Origin of the sequence: Sphingobium sp. AS12, assembly GCF_019097845.1 — a bacterium.
Lineage (GTDB): Bacteria > Pseudomonadota > Alphaproteobacteria > Sphingomonadales > Sphingomonadaceae > Sphingobium.
In genome coordinates, this window is the sequence record NZ_JAHRGM010000038.1 from 1 (window position 1) to 15,433 (window position 15,433).

10 protein-coding genes and 4 pseudogenes are annotated in these 15,433 nt (G+C 56.8%); 11 read left to right on the forward strand and 3 right to left on the reverse strand.

Features of this window, described 5'->3' with window-relative positions:
- Window positions 1-356: 356 nt before the first annotated feature.
- The 7 genes and pseudogenes from tnpB to KRZ98_RS15920 all read left to right on the forward strand — a co-directional run.
- Window positions 357-632 (forward strand): annotated as a pseudogene (tnpB, locus tag KRZ98_RS24175) (IS66 family insertion sequence element accessory protein TnpB); the annotation flags it as partial.
- 632 nt (window positions 633-1,264) lie between these two features.
- Window positions 1,265-3,148 carry a type I secretion system permease/ATPase gene (locus tag KRZ98_RS15895; protein ID WP_217674441.1) on the forward strand — a complete coding sequence of 628 codons (1,884 nt, stop codon included), beginning with the start codon at window positions 1,265-1,267 and terminating at the stop codon, window positions 3,146-3,148.
- Window positions 3,145-4,491 carry an HlyD family type I secretion periplasmic adaptor subunit gene (locus KRZ98_RS15900; protein ID WP_217674442.1) on the forward strand — a complete coding sequence of 449 codons (1,347 nt, stop codon included), beginning with the start codon at window positions 3,145-3,147 and terminating at the stop codon, window positions 4,489-4,491. Before KRZ98_RS15895 ends, KRZ98_RS15900 begins: the two co-directional genes overlap by 4 nt.
- Before the next feature lie 279 nt (window positions 4,492-4,770).
- Window positions 4,771-5,682: a sulfotransferase gene (locus tag KRZ98_RS15905; protein ID WP_254798547.1), complete on the forward strand. Its 912-nt coding sequence runs from the start codon at window positions 4,771-4,773 to the stop codon at window positions 5,680-5,682.
- A gap of 12 nt (window positions 5,683-5,694) precedes the next feature.
- Entirely contained in the window at window positions 5,695-6,498 is an 804-nt protein-coding gene (locus tag KRZ98_RS15910; protein WP_217674444.1) for a glycosyltransferase family A protein, read from the forward strand.
- A gap of 11 nt (window positions 6,499-6,509) precedes the next feature.
- The gene (locus KRZ98_RS15915; RefSeq protein WP_217674445.1) at window positions 6,510-8,006 is read left to right on the forward strand and encodes an oligosaccharide flippase family protein; all 1,497 of its coding nucleotides are present in this window, start codon (window positions 6,510-6,512) and stop codon (window positions 8,004-8,006) included.
- Complete coding sequence (locus KRZ98_RS15920) at window positions 8,003-9,010, forward strand: sulfotransferase (protein ID WP_217674446.1); 1,008 nt, start codon at window positions 8,003-8,005, stop codon at window positions 9,008-9,010. Before KRZ98_RS15915 ends, KRZ98_RS15920 begins: the two co-directional genes overlap by 4 nt.
- Before the next feature lie 801 nt (window positions 9,011-9,811).
- Here the strand turns inward: KRZ98_RS15920 and KRZ98_RS15925 are convergent.
- Window positions 9,812-10,036 (reverse strand): annotated as a pseudogene (locus tag KRZ98_RS15925) (transposase domain-containing protein); the annotation flags it as partial.
- Window positions 10,037-10,292: 256 nt separating this feature from the next.
- Here KRZ98_RS15925 and KRZ98_RS24625 point away from each other — a divergent pair.
- The 4 genes from KRZ98_RS24625 to KRZ98_RS15945 all read left to right on the forward strand — a co-directional run bounded on the left by KRZ98_RS24625 (window position 10,293) and on the right by KRZ98_RS15945 (window position 14,767).
- Entirely contained in the window at window positions 10,293-11,729 is a 1,437-nt protein-coding gene (locus tag KRZ98_RS24625; RefSeq protein ID WP_217674447.1) for an O-antigen ligase family protein, read from the forward strand.
- A complete protein-coding gene (locus tag KRZ98_RS15935; RefSeq protein WP_217674448.1) occupies window positions 11,726-13,207 on the forward strand; it encodes a DUF2264 domain-containing protein in 1,482 nt (493 codons plus the stop codon). Before KRZ98_RS24625 ends, KRZ98_RS15935 begins: the two co-directional genes overlap by 4 nt.
- Window positions 13,208-13,286: 79 nt before the next feature.
- On the forward strand, window positions 13,287-13,601 hold the full coding sequence (locus KRZ98_RS15940) for a transposase (RefSeq protein ID WP_217674449.1): 315 nt from the start codon (window positions 13,287-13,289) through the stop codon (window positions 13,599-13,601).
- 217 nt (window positions 13,602-13,818) lie between these two features.
- A protein-coding gene (locus KRZ98_RS15945; RefSeq protein ID WP_254798549.1) for an IS630 family transposase occupies window positions 13,819-14,767 on the forward strand; the annotation gives its coding sequence in 2 pieces (ribosomal slippage) (window positions 13,819-14,159 and window positions 14,158-14,767; 951 coding nt in all).
- On the opposite strand, the pseudogene KRZ98_RS15950 reads toward KRZ98_RS15945, so the two are convergent.
- Both KRZ98_RS15950 and KRZ98_RS15955 read right to left on the reverse strand, forming a co-directional pair.
- Window positions 14,739-15,066, reverse strand: a pseudogene (locus KRZ98_RS15950) (IS5/IS1182 family transposase); the annotation flags it as partial. The gene KRZ98_RS15945 and the pseudogene KRZ98_RS15950 sit on opposite strands and share 29 nt — an antisense overlap.
- A pseudogene (locus KRZ98_RS15955) lies at window positions 15,056-15,202 on the reverse strand (IS110 family transposase); the annotation flags it as partial. The pseudogenes KRZ98_RS15955 and KRZ98_RS15950, both read right to left, overlap by 11 nt.
- Window positions 15,203-15,433: the final 231 nt, after the last annotated feature.

Sequence of the window (15,433 nt, forward strand, 5' to 3'; positions counted from 1 at the left end):
GTCATCGCCAGGATCGCTGGCAACTGGCCTGCTACCCGCTGGGATGAGCTCATGCCGTGGAACTGGCGGACCGATCAGCAACCGATCGCCGCAGCCGCCTGATCTGCGGTCTCCAAGCCCCGCTTACTCCGAGGGAAGCCGCCCCCACATTCCGAAATGATGCCGCCCCCCCTGTTCCGAGAATTACTCGCCCCCTGATTCCGAGATGATGTCGCCCCCTTGGTGGGGATGACGATGATCCGCACCGCCGCCCTGGCTATCCACGTGCCGCCGGGCGCGAGCGAGGAACAGATCGCCCGGGTGCTTGCCGCTGTGGACCGGTCGGGATGATCATCCCGCCAGGGCCGCTTAAGGTGATGGTGGCGACAAAGCCGGTCGACTTCAGGAAAGGTGCCGTCAGCCTCGCGGCGCTGGTCGAGTACGAACTCGGACTCAAGCCCTTCTCGGGGGTGGTCTTCATCTTCCGCTCGAAGCGGGCGAACAGGATCAAGCTGCTGGTCTGGGACGGCACCGGCCTGGTACTTGTGAGCAAGGTCTTGCAGACCGGAGGCTTTCATTGGCCCCGGGCGCACGATGGCGTGATGCGGCTTTCGGCATCGCAAGCGTCAGCCTTGTTCGAAGGGCTGCAATGGTCGAAAATGCACACGCCGCGCACTCACCCGCCGCACTCAGCGCCTCGTACCGATCCGAAAGATCGAAAAAACCCGGCTGCACCGCCATTATCGCCTCCGCCACATCGCCGGCGATGTGAATCAAATCTGCCCCTCAAAGGCCAGAGTTTTACGAGGCGTCCAATCGGCTAGTGGGGCCGGTAGAATCGACAAGCAGGGAGATAGCGCTAGGCGAGTTGCTCTACGAAGCGGGGAATTCGATCTTGGCCAGAAGCCGGGAGACCTTCCTGCTAAGGACATAAGCCTCGATGATCGTCAAGCGCCGCAGCCTCAAGCAGGGCCCGTGTCGCTCCTGCCCGCCGCATCGCGGTTAGCATGCATGCCATGCAGAGCGACGGCACTTTGTTCCAGCTCTAAGGCAAGGTAAAGACGTTTTGCCCGCGATGAGCTCGAAAGCTGATCCGAGGGCGGTGTTCTACAAGGGACCGCAGGGACGACCGTTCTGCAAAGGCTGCCGGATGGGCCACCCTGCCCGCTTTGAGCCGATGCACTATTCACCTATGAGTGACCCAATACCGCACTACCGGGTCCGGCTCGGACATCCGCGATACCCCCAAAGTATCAACTCTACCAAGCTCTGCAATTACCGATTTATGCGTTCATACGAGAAAAAATTAGGAATTCAGGTCAAAATGCGGAATAGCAATGCAGCCGGCATTGTCGATTTCGCTGGTTGGAATAGGGGCTGTGTCGATATGGCCAGAGACGTCGTCAGTGAAATGAGAAAGGTGCTGCTGGGCTCCAAGAATTCCGTGATTGCGGTCGCGGTCCTTAGTGCGATCATCAATATCTTGATGCTGGGCGGCTCGCTTTACATGATGCTTGTCTATGATTCGGTGCTGCCGAGCCAGAATCTTGCGAGCTTGTTTGGATTATTGGCGCTGGTTCTGTTCGTGTATATCGCGCAGGGTTTCTTCGATGTCTTACGCTCGCGACTGCTCGCCGGCATAGCCTCATCGATGGACGGCGAATTCACTCAGCGTGTCCAGCACATTGTCTTCAACAGTGCCTTGCGCGGTTATCTGCCGAATAACTGGACGCTCATGCCCATGCGCGATCTAGACTCAATTCGTACATTTCTGTCCAGCCCGGCACCAGCAGCGTTCATGGATCTACCATGGATCATATTTTTCATCGCAATCCTTGCAATATTGCACATTTGGCTTGCCGTCGTCGCACTGGTCGGCGCGATCGTAATGATAGCGCTGACCTTTTACACCCAGCGCATCACGCACAAATATGCCGATGGTGTGAGCAAGCTGGCGTCGACCCGAAACTGGTTGACAGAAGAATCTGCACGGCATGCCGAGGTCGTACATGCCCTCGGCATGGAAGGACGCCTTCGCCGCCGCTGGTTCTCGGTCAACCGACAATATCTGTTTGCACAGAATCGGCTCTCCAGAGCCTCGACCTCCATGTTAGGCATCAGCCGCGCCTTCCGACTTTTCCTGCAATCGGCGGTGCTGACTACGGGCGCTATCCTGGTCATTGACGGCGTGGCAAGCGGCGGCGTAATTTTCGCAAGCTCAATCATCTCGGCTCGCGCGCTTGCTCCGATCGACCAAGTTATCTCTCACTGGAAGAGCTTTGAGGCTTCTAAGATTGCCTGGGCACGACTTAACGAAATGCTTGAAAAAATTCCGGTCTCAGAGGCAATCGCAACTCAATTGCCAGCACCGGAAAGCGATTTGGCGGTCGAGAACGTCGCAGTGATCCCCCCCGGCGCCAAGGACCCCACTGTGCAGGGCATATCGTTCCGGCTTCGAGCGGGTGACATTATGTGCATAGTGGGCATAAGCGGTTCGGGAAAATCCTCCGCCATCCGTGCAATTGTCGGGGCCTGGACAGTAGTAAGGGGCAGCATTCGCCTTGACGGCGCCGCCTATGACCAATGGCCTAGGCACGTTATTGGGGCGCAGATCGGGTATCTGCCGCAATCGGTCGAGCTGATCAGTGGAACCGTGGCCGAGAACATCTCCCGCTTTGCTGATCAGATGCATTCTGAAGCAATCGTCGCCGCGGCAAAGCTGGCTGGCATCCACGAAATGATTGTCAAACTGCCCCACGGCTATGATACGCGGATCGGCTCGGACGGAAGCAATCTATCGGGCGGGCAGCGGCAACGTTTGGGGCTGGCGCGCGCGCTATACGGCAACCCCTTCATGGTGGTTCTCGACGAGCCCAACGCCAATCTTGACGCGGCGGGTGAGAAGGCCTTGGGTGCGGCGATTAGAGCGGTCGGTGAGCGAGGAGGTATCGTCATCTTATCGGCGCACCGTTCGGCCATGCTGAACAATGCCAGCTATTTGATGGTCATCCGCGACGGCAAGATGGAGATGTTCGGGCCGAAGGATCAGATCCTTCCACGCTTGCGCAACCTCGGAAGGTCGATCCCCAATCAAAAGTCCGATCTGGTGCATGATGCCAACGCCAAGGATGAAGACGGACGGGACACTGAAAGGGCCAAAACAGAATGAGCGAATTGCCTGTCCCGTATGGCGATCAGGGAATAATCGACGAACAACTGGAGGAGGAGGCCGAGCGCGAAGCTTCGGCCAAATGGAACCTCCGAATTACCTATTTCGCCGTTGTCGCACTGTTAATCATTGTTATCGGTGCCGGCGGGTTCATACCGATTGGCGGAGCGGTCATCACCAGTGGTCAGCTGGGCGTGGAAAGCCGGGTAAAGCGGATCAACCATCCGACCGGCGGCATTATCTCCCGTATCCTCGTTAAAGACGGCGATCGAGTAAAAAAAGGCCAGTTGCTGCTGCGGCTCGATACTGCAGTGACCGGAGCAAGCGCGGACTTGTCAGGCAGGACAGTTGACCAGATTCTGGCTCAGCGTGCCCGCTTGCTCGCCGAGCGCGAGGGCCGCGGCGACATAACTTTCCCAGAGGAACTCACCAATAGGAAGAACGAAGGCGCTCTGGAAGCCATGCGCGCCGAGCAGCGGCTCATGTCATTGAAGTCCAACGAGCGCGCCAGCCTTCGTGGCCAGCTTAAGGATCGGATAAACCAACTGAATTATGAGATTCAGGGCTATCGGGGGCAGATAGTAGCGCTACAGCAGCAAAAAGAACTGATCGGCCCCGAGCGTGAGGGCGTGCGGAAGCTATGGGAAAAGAAGCTGGTGACGATTAACCGGCTCAATGAGCTCGAACGTACCGCCATAAGTCTCGACGGGTCGATCGCATCGTTGCACACGTCCATCGCCCAGACCCGCGCTCGCATCTCGGAAACCCGCCAGCAGCTATTACAGATCGACGAGACCGCCCGGTCCGAGGCCGCGCAAGAATTGGCGCAAGTCAATGCCGCGCTCAACGAACGGAAGCTTGCCAATATCAGCGCGGACGATATGCTTTCGCGTGCCGAAATCCGTGCACCCTATGACGGCGTTATCGACAAGCTGGCTTTCGCCACGGTCGGCAGCGTTGTCCAACCTGCAGAACCGATCATGGAAATCGTGCCTGACGAGGAGGGACTGGTTGTCGAGTGCGCGGTCAATCCCGCAGATATCGACCAGGTCAAGACCGGGCAGGATGCGCGCGTCCGCTTCACCGCTTTCAGTTCAGGCACGACACCGGAATTTCCGGGCCAGGTAACATTTGTTTCTGCCGAGCGCGCGCAAGACGAGCATTCCGGCGCCAGCTTTTACCGCGCGCGCGTAGCAATCGATCGTGATAAGGTAGCACACGAAGGCTTGGCACTTCGCCCTGGCATGCCGGCCGAGGTGTTCATTTCGACCGAATCGCGCTCAATGCTTTCATATATCACCAAGCCGCTGCAGGATCAGTTCCGCCGCGCCTTCAGCGATTAAGGTCAGCGTTTAATGTCCAACCCTGATAGTTCGCTGAGCGGTCTCATAAATGCGTGGACCGGCTAACAATAAGATCAGATTGTGGCTCACATTATAGAATGAAACATAGAATCTATGGAAAGCGCCACTTGTGCCTGACTCGGGGCTGCCATGCCTCGTTGACAGGAATGGTCAAGCCGGGGTAACCCACTTTCCCAAGGCCAACGAGCAGTCAAGTAATCGCTCGGGGTAGGAGAGGCTGATTTAGCGGAGTGAACTAGCTAGATGCCTTTACCGAACATGTTTGTCCTGGGCGCGCAGAAATGCGGAACTACCGCTCTTTGCGATCTACTCAACAATCATCCTGATTGCCTCGTTTCCGAACCGAAAGAGCCCAATTATTTTTCGCGCGCAGTGAACCTGCCCGACGATGCCCTGCTCCGGAGCTACTACAAAAAGGCTGCGGGCGAGAAATATTTCATCGACGGCACCACCACCTATCTCGCTGATCCCGAAATCGCCTCACGGATAGCCGGGCGGCTAGGTAAGGATATCCGGTTCATTGTGGCACTACGCAATCCGGTTTCGCGCGCCTTTTCGGGTTTCATGCATATGGTGAAGCGCGGTCATGAGCGCCGGACGGCGGAGGAGGTTTTCCTTTCACTGTCCGACGATCCACTTGAGGCTGCGCTTACTGAGCGGGTGGCTGTGGCCAAGGCAGCAGCGTACAAACAGGTCGTGATCCCGATCTATGCTAAGCAATATGATGATGTGCTCTGGAATTATCGCTATCTCGGCAACACGCTCTATTCGGCTCAGGTCGAGGTTTTTGACCGGATTTTCGGCACAGACAGTGTATTGGTTCTGCTGTTCGAGGATCTGATCAAAAACATGGAGGGCGAAAATGCAAAGATCGCGACGTTTCTTGGCGTTGACGGCAGCAGTTTCCCTGATGTCCTGCCTAGCCGTAATATCACCAGCGTCGGCAACACTGCCACCTTCCTCGGTCGGATGGAGGAGCAAGCGCGGCGTATCAAGCGTGGTAATTTCGTTATGGTCCGACGTGAGGAAGGGGACGTCTCTAAGGAAGCGACGCCGCAGATAAAGCAAAAGCTCGCGACTATATTCGCGGGTGAAACCGAATACTGGTCAAAGCGGCTGGACCGGAACTTGGCTGAAATCGGTTGGCCCGTCGCAAGAAAGCCAGAATAGGGACGGCATGGCATGAGCACCGCACCCAAAGTCGATATTGTCTGTACGTTTCTCAATGCTGCGGATACGCTCCCGGCTACCCTGCGTGGGCTTGCCGCACAGAGTGAAGCTGCGATCCGTATCATCCTGATCGACGATGGCAGCACGGACAATTCCGCGGAAATCACCAGATCATTCGGAGAGAATGACCCGCGCTTCGTCTTCGCCCCGAGCGAGACACGTGGGCGGGGGCACGCTCTCAACCAAGGCCTGAGGATGGGTGATGCCCCGATGGTGGCGATCATGGATGCCGACGATGTCGCGCACCCAAAATGGATAGAGGATAGCTTGCGCCTGCTTGACCAAGATGTCTCCCTGGCAGCGCTCTCCTTCGCTCGCATTTACATAGGGCCGAAAGAACAGCCAGCCTGGGACGAAAAATCGCAGTTACCCGCAGCGAAAGCGGAGGATCTCAGCGCCACTATCGGGACGAAAAACCCCTTACCACATTCGGGTGCGTGTATCCGCCGCTCGGCGATAGAAGCTGTGGGCGGTTATGACATTACCCGCAAAAGCCATTTCGATTACAATCTCTGGGTGCGCCTGGTGGCAGCCGGGCTGGCCATCGGGCGCAGCCCGACGTTGCGCGTAGCGAAACGTTATCATGCCGATCAGAAATTTGCGCGCATGCCCGACTATCACTGGAACACTTTACAGGTTCAACTCCACGCGATCAGGACGGCGAGTAGGCATCCGATGGTTGATAGCGCCCGCGCGTTCACGGCCTACGGCAATAGCTATGCGCGTTACCTCCGCCGCCGATTCCTGCCGGGTTGAGGCGGGAAAAGGTGACAAAGATCTTCAAAACCCTGCGCGCACCGTGGCTGGCGGCGATCATGACATATGGTGTTACCAACGCGCTGGTGCGCGGGCTCACCGGCTTGATGATGCTGGCCTACGCCTTCAAGCTTGCACCAGAAGAACTCGGTGTTTTGGGGCTATTTCTGACGACCGTCACGTTAGTCGATCTGCTCAGCGATCTTAGTATCTCCCCCGCTATTATCAGGCGCTTTCACGACCATAATGACACGCCTGAAAATGGCCGCGACTATCTTGGAAAGGTCGTATTGACGGCGCGCCTGCTTGGACTGAGTGTGCTAGCAGTCGTGGGCCTCGCTCTGTTCGTCGCCTGGAACTTCTTCAGCGGCGGCCTGTTTTCAATCTGGCCATATTTGCCGCTGATACTTCTCTCCGCCTATGCCAGCCGCAGCAGCCAGCTGTTTGACGCCATTGCCCGGTTGCTCGAACGCCCGAAGGATTTCTCGGCTTATAGGATTTTCCAAGCAGTGATGCTGATCGTGCTTGGATTGTTGTTGGTGTTCTGGCTTGAGCTGGGCCTTTTGGGGGCGGTGACCGCTTATCTCGGCTCGCTGCTTCTCGGCATGATATATCGCATAATCACTTTTGCGGGCGTCATTCCGCCACATGTCGGACGGCTGCCGCACGACGAGGTGGGCCATCTCTTGTCTTACGGGATCCCGCTCATCCCTCGCAGCATCGCCGAATGGGGTCGCGCCTCGGCACTGCGCATCGCGATTGCCGGCAGCGTCAGCGCTGCACAGGTCGGTATATTCTTCCTCGCCAGTTCACTCGTTTCGATGTTCGGTCTGATCTCCATCTCTATCGAAATGTGGTTCAACCCAACGTACATGAAGCTAAGGACTAAGCGTGATTCCGAATCGCATAACAAGCTGCGCCTGATCCGCCAGCTGCTGCTCGCCTTCATCACGCCGCTCTATATCATCGCCATTCTGCTGATGCCCCTAATGGTTGAGCTTGTCCTGCCTGATCGCTACGCTGGCGCGCTACCTCTGCTGGCGCCGCTCCTGCTCACTGCTTTCATCCAGAACCAGCTGACATTCCAAACGCGCCAGCTGATGTTCCTTAAACGGACTGCTACGGTGTCAGTGGTGACCGTCGCCGGCGCAGGATCGAGCTTCGCTTTTGCATATTTCTTTGTCGGCATTGTCGGGATTGTGGGGGTCGGCTGGGCCACGGCGATCATCAACCTTCTTACCGTGTGGCTCTGCCGGATGGTGGTCAAGATGACTGAGGAAAACGACCTGTCGGCATTTGGTTCCTATTTCAGCAGCGTTTTGGTGGCGATCCCAGCCATTGCCTATTCATATCTGGAACGTCTCCCTCTCATGGCTGCGGCGGCTCTGGGCTCAATCTATACTGTTGCGGCATGCGGCTTTGTCTGGTTTGTCTGGATCAAGCCCTATCTGGGATTGATCGTCAAATCCTCCGGCAAGAAGCCTGCGAACGTAGTTCAAAGCCTATGACAGCACCCTTAAAGATAGATCTTCGCCCCGTCGTACATATCGGCTATCATAAGACCGGTACAACCTGGTGGCAGGATGTTTTCTATCCGGCCTGCATCAGCCACCGCTACATCGACCGACAAATCGTCCGCGATATGATCCTGAAGCCATATGGCCTGTCGTTCGATGCAGATACTGCGCGCGCGCGCATCCTGGAAGCAGCAGACGGTGCCGCACCGCTAATCTGCGAAGAGGCACTGACCGGCAACTATCTGGTGGGCGGATTGCACGGCATGGTTCCGTTGGAGGTCGCCCGTCGCATAAAAGCTGTCTTCCCTGACGCGCGCATCATCATCGGCGTGCGCTCACAGCCTGGCATGCTGACCGCCGCTTTTAGCCAGTATGTGAAAGTCGGCGGCACGTTTGGGCCAAAACGCTTCCTGTTTCCCGACAGCTATTTCTATTCAGGTTCGCCCGACCGCTTCAATGAACCGCGCTTCGACCTGAAGCATTTCGAATATCATCGGCAGGTAACACTGTATCAGGAACTGTTCGGCCTCGGGAACGTCATTGTTCTGCCTTTCGAAGAATTCCAACAGGATGCGCTGGAATGCGCCAGGATGCTGATGGACCGGCTGGGGATTGAAGCGCGATATGACAATCTCAATTCCGCAAGCCGCAACCCCTCGCTGACGCCAAGGGCCCAAACGTTCATGCGGTTCCTCAATTTGTTCACCGCGGAACGGGCCAAGGACAAGCGGAGTATAATCCATATTCCTGGCTTCTTTCAGGCGCGCAAACATCTCTACAAGCCGCTGAACCGTATGCTGCCGGGCAAAGGTAGCCCGCCAAGCATACTAGGCAAAGACACGGTCGCATGGATTGAGGCCCGTTTTGCTCAATCCAATCGAGAATTAGCGAGACTGACTGGGATTGATCTGGCGTCGCTCGGCTATGTCCTGGACGGCGAGGCGGACGACCTGCCCTCGCCACTTGACCCGACCCAGAAACTGATCGCAAAATAGTCTCCGCGCGAGCGGTAGCGGGCAGCTGGATACCCGGAAATACCTCAGATTTCTTGAACTTTCGAACGCCAAGTAATTGAAATTGTGTAAGCGGTAAAAGTCCACATTCTCATGATTTTGCGATCTGGTAGATGTTGCTTCTTGCATTTGCGAGGTGGCGATGAGTGGCGATGTCGAAACCAGTTGGACACCTCGAAAAACCATCAGATTTCTGCGTGATAGCGGCGGTATGGACCGCAGAGGTATAACGGGGCTGGCGTGGTTGCGCATTCTGGGGTGATTTCCATATCACCGGTGCCGTTAGGGAGCCGCTTGGTATCAAGCGGGCGCAGTTCGCCCTTCGAGCCAAGCCAGACGCTGGAAGTTATAGGCAAGGCTGACAGCACCGCTCCCAAGGCCACGTGGGGGCTTTTTTACCGCTTACAGTTCAGGCACCAGATCAGCACAGCAGGCGATTGCGAAAAGTAATACCAACCTGCATTGATCACAACCCACGCGCCCATTTGCGGCGTCCGATAGTCATGATGCGCCACGGTTGATCGACCAGCTTGTTCCAGGCTTCGCAGCAAAGGTCGATGATGTTGTCGTGGGACGTGACGCGCACGGCATCAACGAACCGCGCATCGTCCTGGCAGAGTGTATCGGTGGACGTGGTGAGAAGCCTGACCGCCTGTCGCGAGGATGGTGCTTTCCAGCGTGGGTGTCTGACAGATGGCGATTTAGGCGGGGATCCTACGCGGACGATGGCGCGCGAATTAAAGGTTGAAAACGGACATCAGAGCGTGGGCTGAAGGCCGCAGATCAGGCGGCTTCGGCGATCGGTTTCTGATCTGGTCGCCAGTTCCACGGCATGAGTTCATCCCAGCGGGCGGCGGGCCAGTTGCCAGCGATCTTGGCGATGATGTCGGCGATATAGGCTTGTGGTTCGAGGCCATTGAGTTTGGCGCTCTCAATGACGGAATAGACGGCGGCAGCGCGATCGCCGCCCGCCTTTGATCCGGCAAACAGCCAGTTTTTACGGCCGAGGCCTTGCGCTGACCGCGGAGAGAAGCGAGTGATCCATGGGAACGATCACGTAAGCGAGGAAGCAGCTTGACCCAAAGGGACCCAATCAGAGAGGTCTCATAAGTAATCTTGTTGCGGCCCAGTCTGAAAAAGCCCTTTGCCCATCGGAGCGCCAGGCTGTATGCGTCGATCGTTCAACGTATCTGTGAATGCCGGGCCAGTGCCAGGGCTAGCAGGGCTTTGATCGCTCTTCTCGGACAATAAGGGGCCGCATTCAGTGAATGCAACAGCTTACCCAAATGGGGAATTTGGCGGCGGTACAGACCGCAAGTTAGTTGTCGGCGGAATTAACTCAACTGTCGCGATACAGTCGCTTTATTTCGGCTTTTACATCTTGCTGATGTCGGGCGCGCTGTTTCTCGTTCTCAATGCGGGTACCGCCGCCGGACATGCTGAAGACCGGGAGGCAGGGTCTCCGCTCATTCAGCTGGTGAGTGTTTTGATGGCAGGTCCCGGCCTGTTGCTATGTTTTATGCGGTTGGATACGAGCATGCGAGCGCTGGGAAGAGCATGGCCTTATCTTTTGGTGCTCGTTTATTCCCTGCTTTCTCTGCTCTGGTCCGTGGAGCCTGATGTTTCATTTCGTAGATTTACCGCACTTCTACTCGGCCTTCCCGTTGCGGTCTATCTGATCACGGCGGTACCTTTTCCCCGCCTTTTGCGGATCATGGGTATTACCGCACTTGTCCTTGTCGCAGCATCTTATTTATCAGCGGCTATTCCCGGCGTCGGCCTTCAGACGGGCGACCGGCATGTCGGCGCATTGAAGGGCATTTTCCCCAGCAAGACCTATTCCGGCATTTTCTTTGGCGTCAGCATGCTGCTGTTCATCGCTAATATGGCTCAGGTCAAGGCCGATAAGCGCAAATGGCTATTCTGGATGATTAGCGTCAGTGCAGGTTTGGTGGCCCTCATCGCTAGCAATTCGCGGACGCCGCTGCTTGCATTCTTCGTCTCGCTTGGTTTCGTCTATCTTATTGGCTTTCTGGTAAAGCCGACCGGATGGCAAAGGCGCTTTGCCCTATCGCTTAGATGGTTCATCACTATCGGCACGCTGTTCTTTATCACCGTCGTAATGCCGGTGATGATATCGATAGTCATGTATCTAATCAATCGCGACCTGACGCTGACCGGGCGTCTGCGCCTTTGGAAATATGCCGTTGAAATTGGCGCTGATCGGCCTTGGTTTGGGGCCGGATTCAAATCGTTCTGGACCGACAAGCTCACTCTCGACATCCTTGTACTTCACCAGCACTGGGGCGAAAGAAACACTACGCGTGCGATGACATCCAATGCGCATAACGGATATTTAGATGTCTGGCTGGAACTCGGTTTCATCGGTCTTGGGCTCTTTGTAATTTTTTGGATCTCATTCCTCGTCCGATCGGTCGCGGCCTATCGCGAGGGCCATTCTTCCGGATATTGGGCGCTTTTACTATGGTCGTTTATGACGATTTACTATATCGGCAACTCGACGGTGTTCCAGCATCTCGACTTCAGTTGGTTTAGCGTGGTGCTGGCCTTCCTTCTGGTCAGCAATTACAAGAACGACTGGCCGGCAAAGTTGAATAAAGCAAGATCCGACGCGAGTATCACCGTTGGTGAGGCTTTAGGTCCTCAGCGTGAAGCGGCGGCCGCCAGTTTGGCTCAATGATCAGCGCGGTAATAGGCTGGGCATTTGGTCTGGCCGCTATCTGTCTGGCCGGTGGCGTGCTGCTGCTCTTCTTGCCCAGAGGGGTGGAGGGGTGGAGTAAATTTAAGCGGCTGCCCGCCAAACTTGATGCAACGGACATTTGGGTTGCCGAACAGTTTTGCGCAAAGGATGCGACCGAGATTGTGCGCTTCGATGCGCTTTTCCAATATTTCTTCGGGGGCTTCATTCGTCATGCGGGGCCGCAGATGAGCTTGATCCACTATCGTGGCCTACCGAGCATCCGGGGCTTCTGGGTGGCCGGGCTTGAGGGTTTTGCTCGCACGGCACCGCTCTTCGGCGCATGGCTGTATGCTGGGCGTGGCGCTGCTGTGACCGATCCCTATAGCGGTGTGAGGCACGATCTGCCTGCGAAGTTGGGTCAGGCCATTCTCGCCGGCACAGATCCTGCCAGTCCACATTATTGGGGCTCGATCGCCGAGGCGCGCCAGCGGGCCGTTGAGGCGGCAGATATCGTCAGACTGCTGTGGCTGAGCCGGACGCAAATCTGGGATCAGTTTTCTGTCGAAGAGAAGCAACAGATTGTCGACTGGCTGATTGGCATCGAGGCTGTCGAGGTCCCACTCGCTAATAACTGGCTGCTTTTTCATGTGCTCGTCCGTGCCTTTCTGAAGAGCACCGGGTTTCTGCCCGAGCCCGATTATTGCGCCTATTTCGAATTTAAGGGCAACTATCTGGGGCATGGCTGGTTCAAGGATGGCCCGGACGGTCCGGTCGATTATTACAATACATGGGGCATAACCTACGACCTTTTCTGGATCGGCCTGATTGATCCACAACTCGACGCGGACTTCATCCGGTCGGCGGTCTGCGCTTCCGGAAAGCTGACGTCGCATCTAATCTCGCCTAAGGGCATTCCGATCATGGGGCGCAGTTGTTGCTATCGACTGGGCATCCCGGCGCCGATAGTTGCCGCGAGCATAGTCGATCCCGAAGCGATGAGTCCGGGATTGGCGCGCCATGCGCTCGATATGACCTGGCGCTATTTTTGCGGCCATCGAGTATTGAGGGACGGCACGATGACGATGGGTTATTTGGAAGAAGACCCTCGGCTCGTCGATTTGTACAGCGGCCCCGGCAGTGCACATTGGGGTCTTCGCTCGTTGACGCTGGCCTATATGCTGCCCCCGGAACACGTCTTCTGGACAGCGCCGTCTGAGCCCTTGCCGATAGAGCAGCGAGATTTCGACCTGAATTTGTCCGAACTTGGATGGCGAATTACCGGATCTAAGGCGGATGGTAACATCGTTGTAACGATCCCCGCGAATTCGGCTGACCATATCCCAGCGACGCCATATTCTCTCGTCCACCGGCTAAAGGAGTTCATTACACACAAGCCATGGCGTCCGGGCAACCAGAAGGTGAAATATAGACTTTCCCACTATCCTGCTCAGCGGCCATTTGCAGGTTGTTTCGATTGAGCTGGACACCCGCAAAAACCCTGGCGGATTTGAGTCATTCGTGATTCATTGATTGGGTAGCCATTGGAGGTGATGAGCCATGGACCCCAAGTCGCTTCTCAGCCTGAACGATCATCTTGAGATGCTGAGTCGCCATGGCGATCCGCTTGAGGTTCTGGAACGGACCGTGGATTTCGAGTATTTCCGGGCGTGGCTGGTCGAAGGGCTTGGCTATGGCGATGGCAGCAAAGGCGGGCGCCCACCATTCGATCCGGTGATGATGTTCAAGGCTCTGATCCTGCAGGCGCAGCATAATCTGTCAGACGCTCGGATGGAGTTCATGATCCGCGACCGATCAAGTTGGACACCTCGAAGAACCGCTGGATTTGGGCCTAGGGTCGACGGTGCGGATTGAGGCGGCGTGGGAGGAGTGACGTTGCAGCGTATTTGTCGGTGATTTCGATATTGCCGTTGCCGCAGGGGCCGGGTCCATCTTCGGTGGCCCTTGGTTCACATCAAACAGGCGCAGTTCGCCCCTCTAGAGCATAATCCGATCTAACGGAATCGAGGGGGTTCCCTTGGGCGAGAAAGTCTGATTCACCATGTCAGCTGGACGAGGAGGCCAGCCTGGCATGACGAAGTCTATCTCAGAAGATCTGCGCTCACGGGTAATTTCTGCGGTTGATGGCGGTATGTCTCGACGCGCTGCAGCGGCGCGTTTTGGCGTTGCGGCGGCGAGCGCGGTCCGCTGGGTTCGCGACTGGCGAGAGACCGGATCGACGCGGGCAAAGCCCCAGGGCGGTGACATGCGATCGCAGCGGATTGCCGCCTATCGCGACGTCATACTTGGTGCGATCGAGCAGCAGGTGGACATCACATTGGTTGAATTGGTCGAGATGCTTCGATCGGAGCATGAAGCGGTGTTTGCGCCGAGCACCATCTGGCGCTTCCTCGACCGTCACTCGATGACCGTCAAAAAAAACGGCGCACGCCAGCGAGCAGGAACGGCCCGACGTTCTCGCGCGGCGACGCGCATGGTTCAAGGCGCAGCCTGACCTTGACCCCGAACGATTGGTGTTCATCGACGAGACTGGCGCTTCAACGAAGATGGCCCGCCTGCGGGGACGGGCAAGGCGCGGTATGCGTTGCCGGTCTCCAATCCCGCATGGTCATTGGAAAACCACCACCTTCACCGGCGCGCTCCGTTTGACCGGCATGACCGCGCCCATGGTCTTGGACGGCCCAATGACGGGCGAATGGTTTGCGGCCTATGCCCAGCAAGTTCTGGCACCAACGCTGCGACCGGGCGACATCGTCATTCTCGACAATCTGCCAGCGCACAAAAGCATGGCCGCGCGCGAGGGGATCGAAGCAACGGGCGCACGCATGCTGTTCCTTCCGCCATATAGTCCCGATTTCAATCCGATCGAAAATGCCTTTTCCAAGCTTAAGGCCATCCTCCGAAAAGCCGCAGCACGGACCGTTCCACAGCTATGGGATGCTATCCGCGACGCTTTACCGCGCTTCACTCCGGAAGAATGCGCCAATTATTTCACTGCCACAGGATATGAGCCAGAATGATCGGATTCTGCTCTAGCCAGGCCAAGCGCTGGAAGTTATAGGCCAAGTTCGCCATGCCGAATGGTGGCGCGGGCGATGCCGATAGTGCGCACGACGAGCCCTATCCGGTGCTTTTGCCCGGCGAACACATGCTCGACCCGGGCGCGGATCTTGGAACGCCGGGTATTGGCCTTGGCGATCCGCTCAGGCAACGGTCGCCGCGGCTTGCGTCTCTGGTGAATGTGGCTGGTGAACATGCCACTGGTCAGGAACGCCTCGTTCTTCTTGGATCGATAGGCGGTATCAGCCCAGACGCCTGCGCCTCATCGCATCCAGTGATGCATCGACCTCGCCAAAGAAGCGTACCTCGCCATCGCGCCCACCATCGGCGATGGCAATGGCATTGCGCGCCTTTGCAACATCGATTCCGATGAAAACTTCTGTAGGATGTTCCACGGTTCGTCCTCCTCGTGTGAGGATAGGCTCGGCCCACCCGAGCAACCCTCGGAGCACCAGTGTAGGGCGAACCAACATCTTTCACGAAACGGACATACCGTCTTATGAGACCTGTGCGCGGGTGGTTATAGATCCTTGAAACACTTTGCCTTTATCGATTTTGGATTGCGATCGGGCTGCGTCGTCGCCGCTCTGATCAGAGTAGTGGGAGGTTTCACGCCCTGGCTGCGA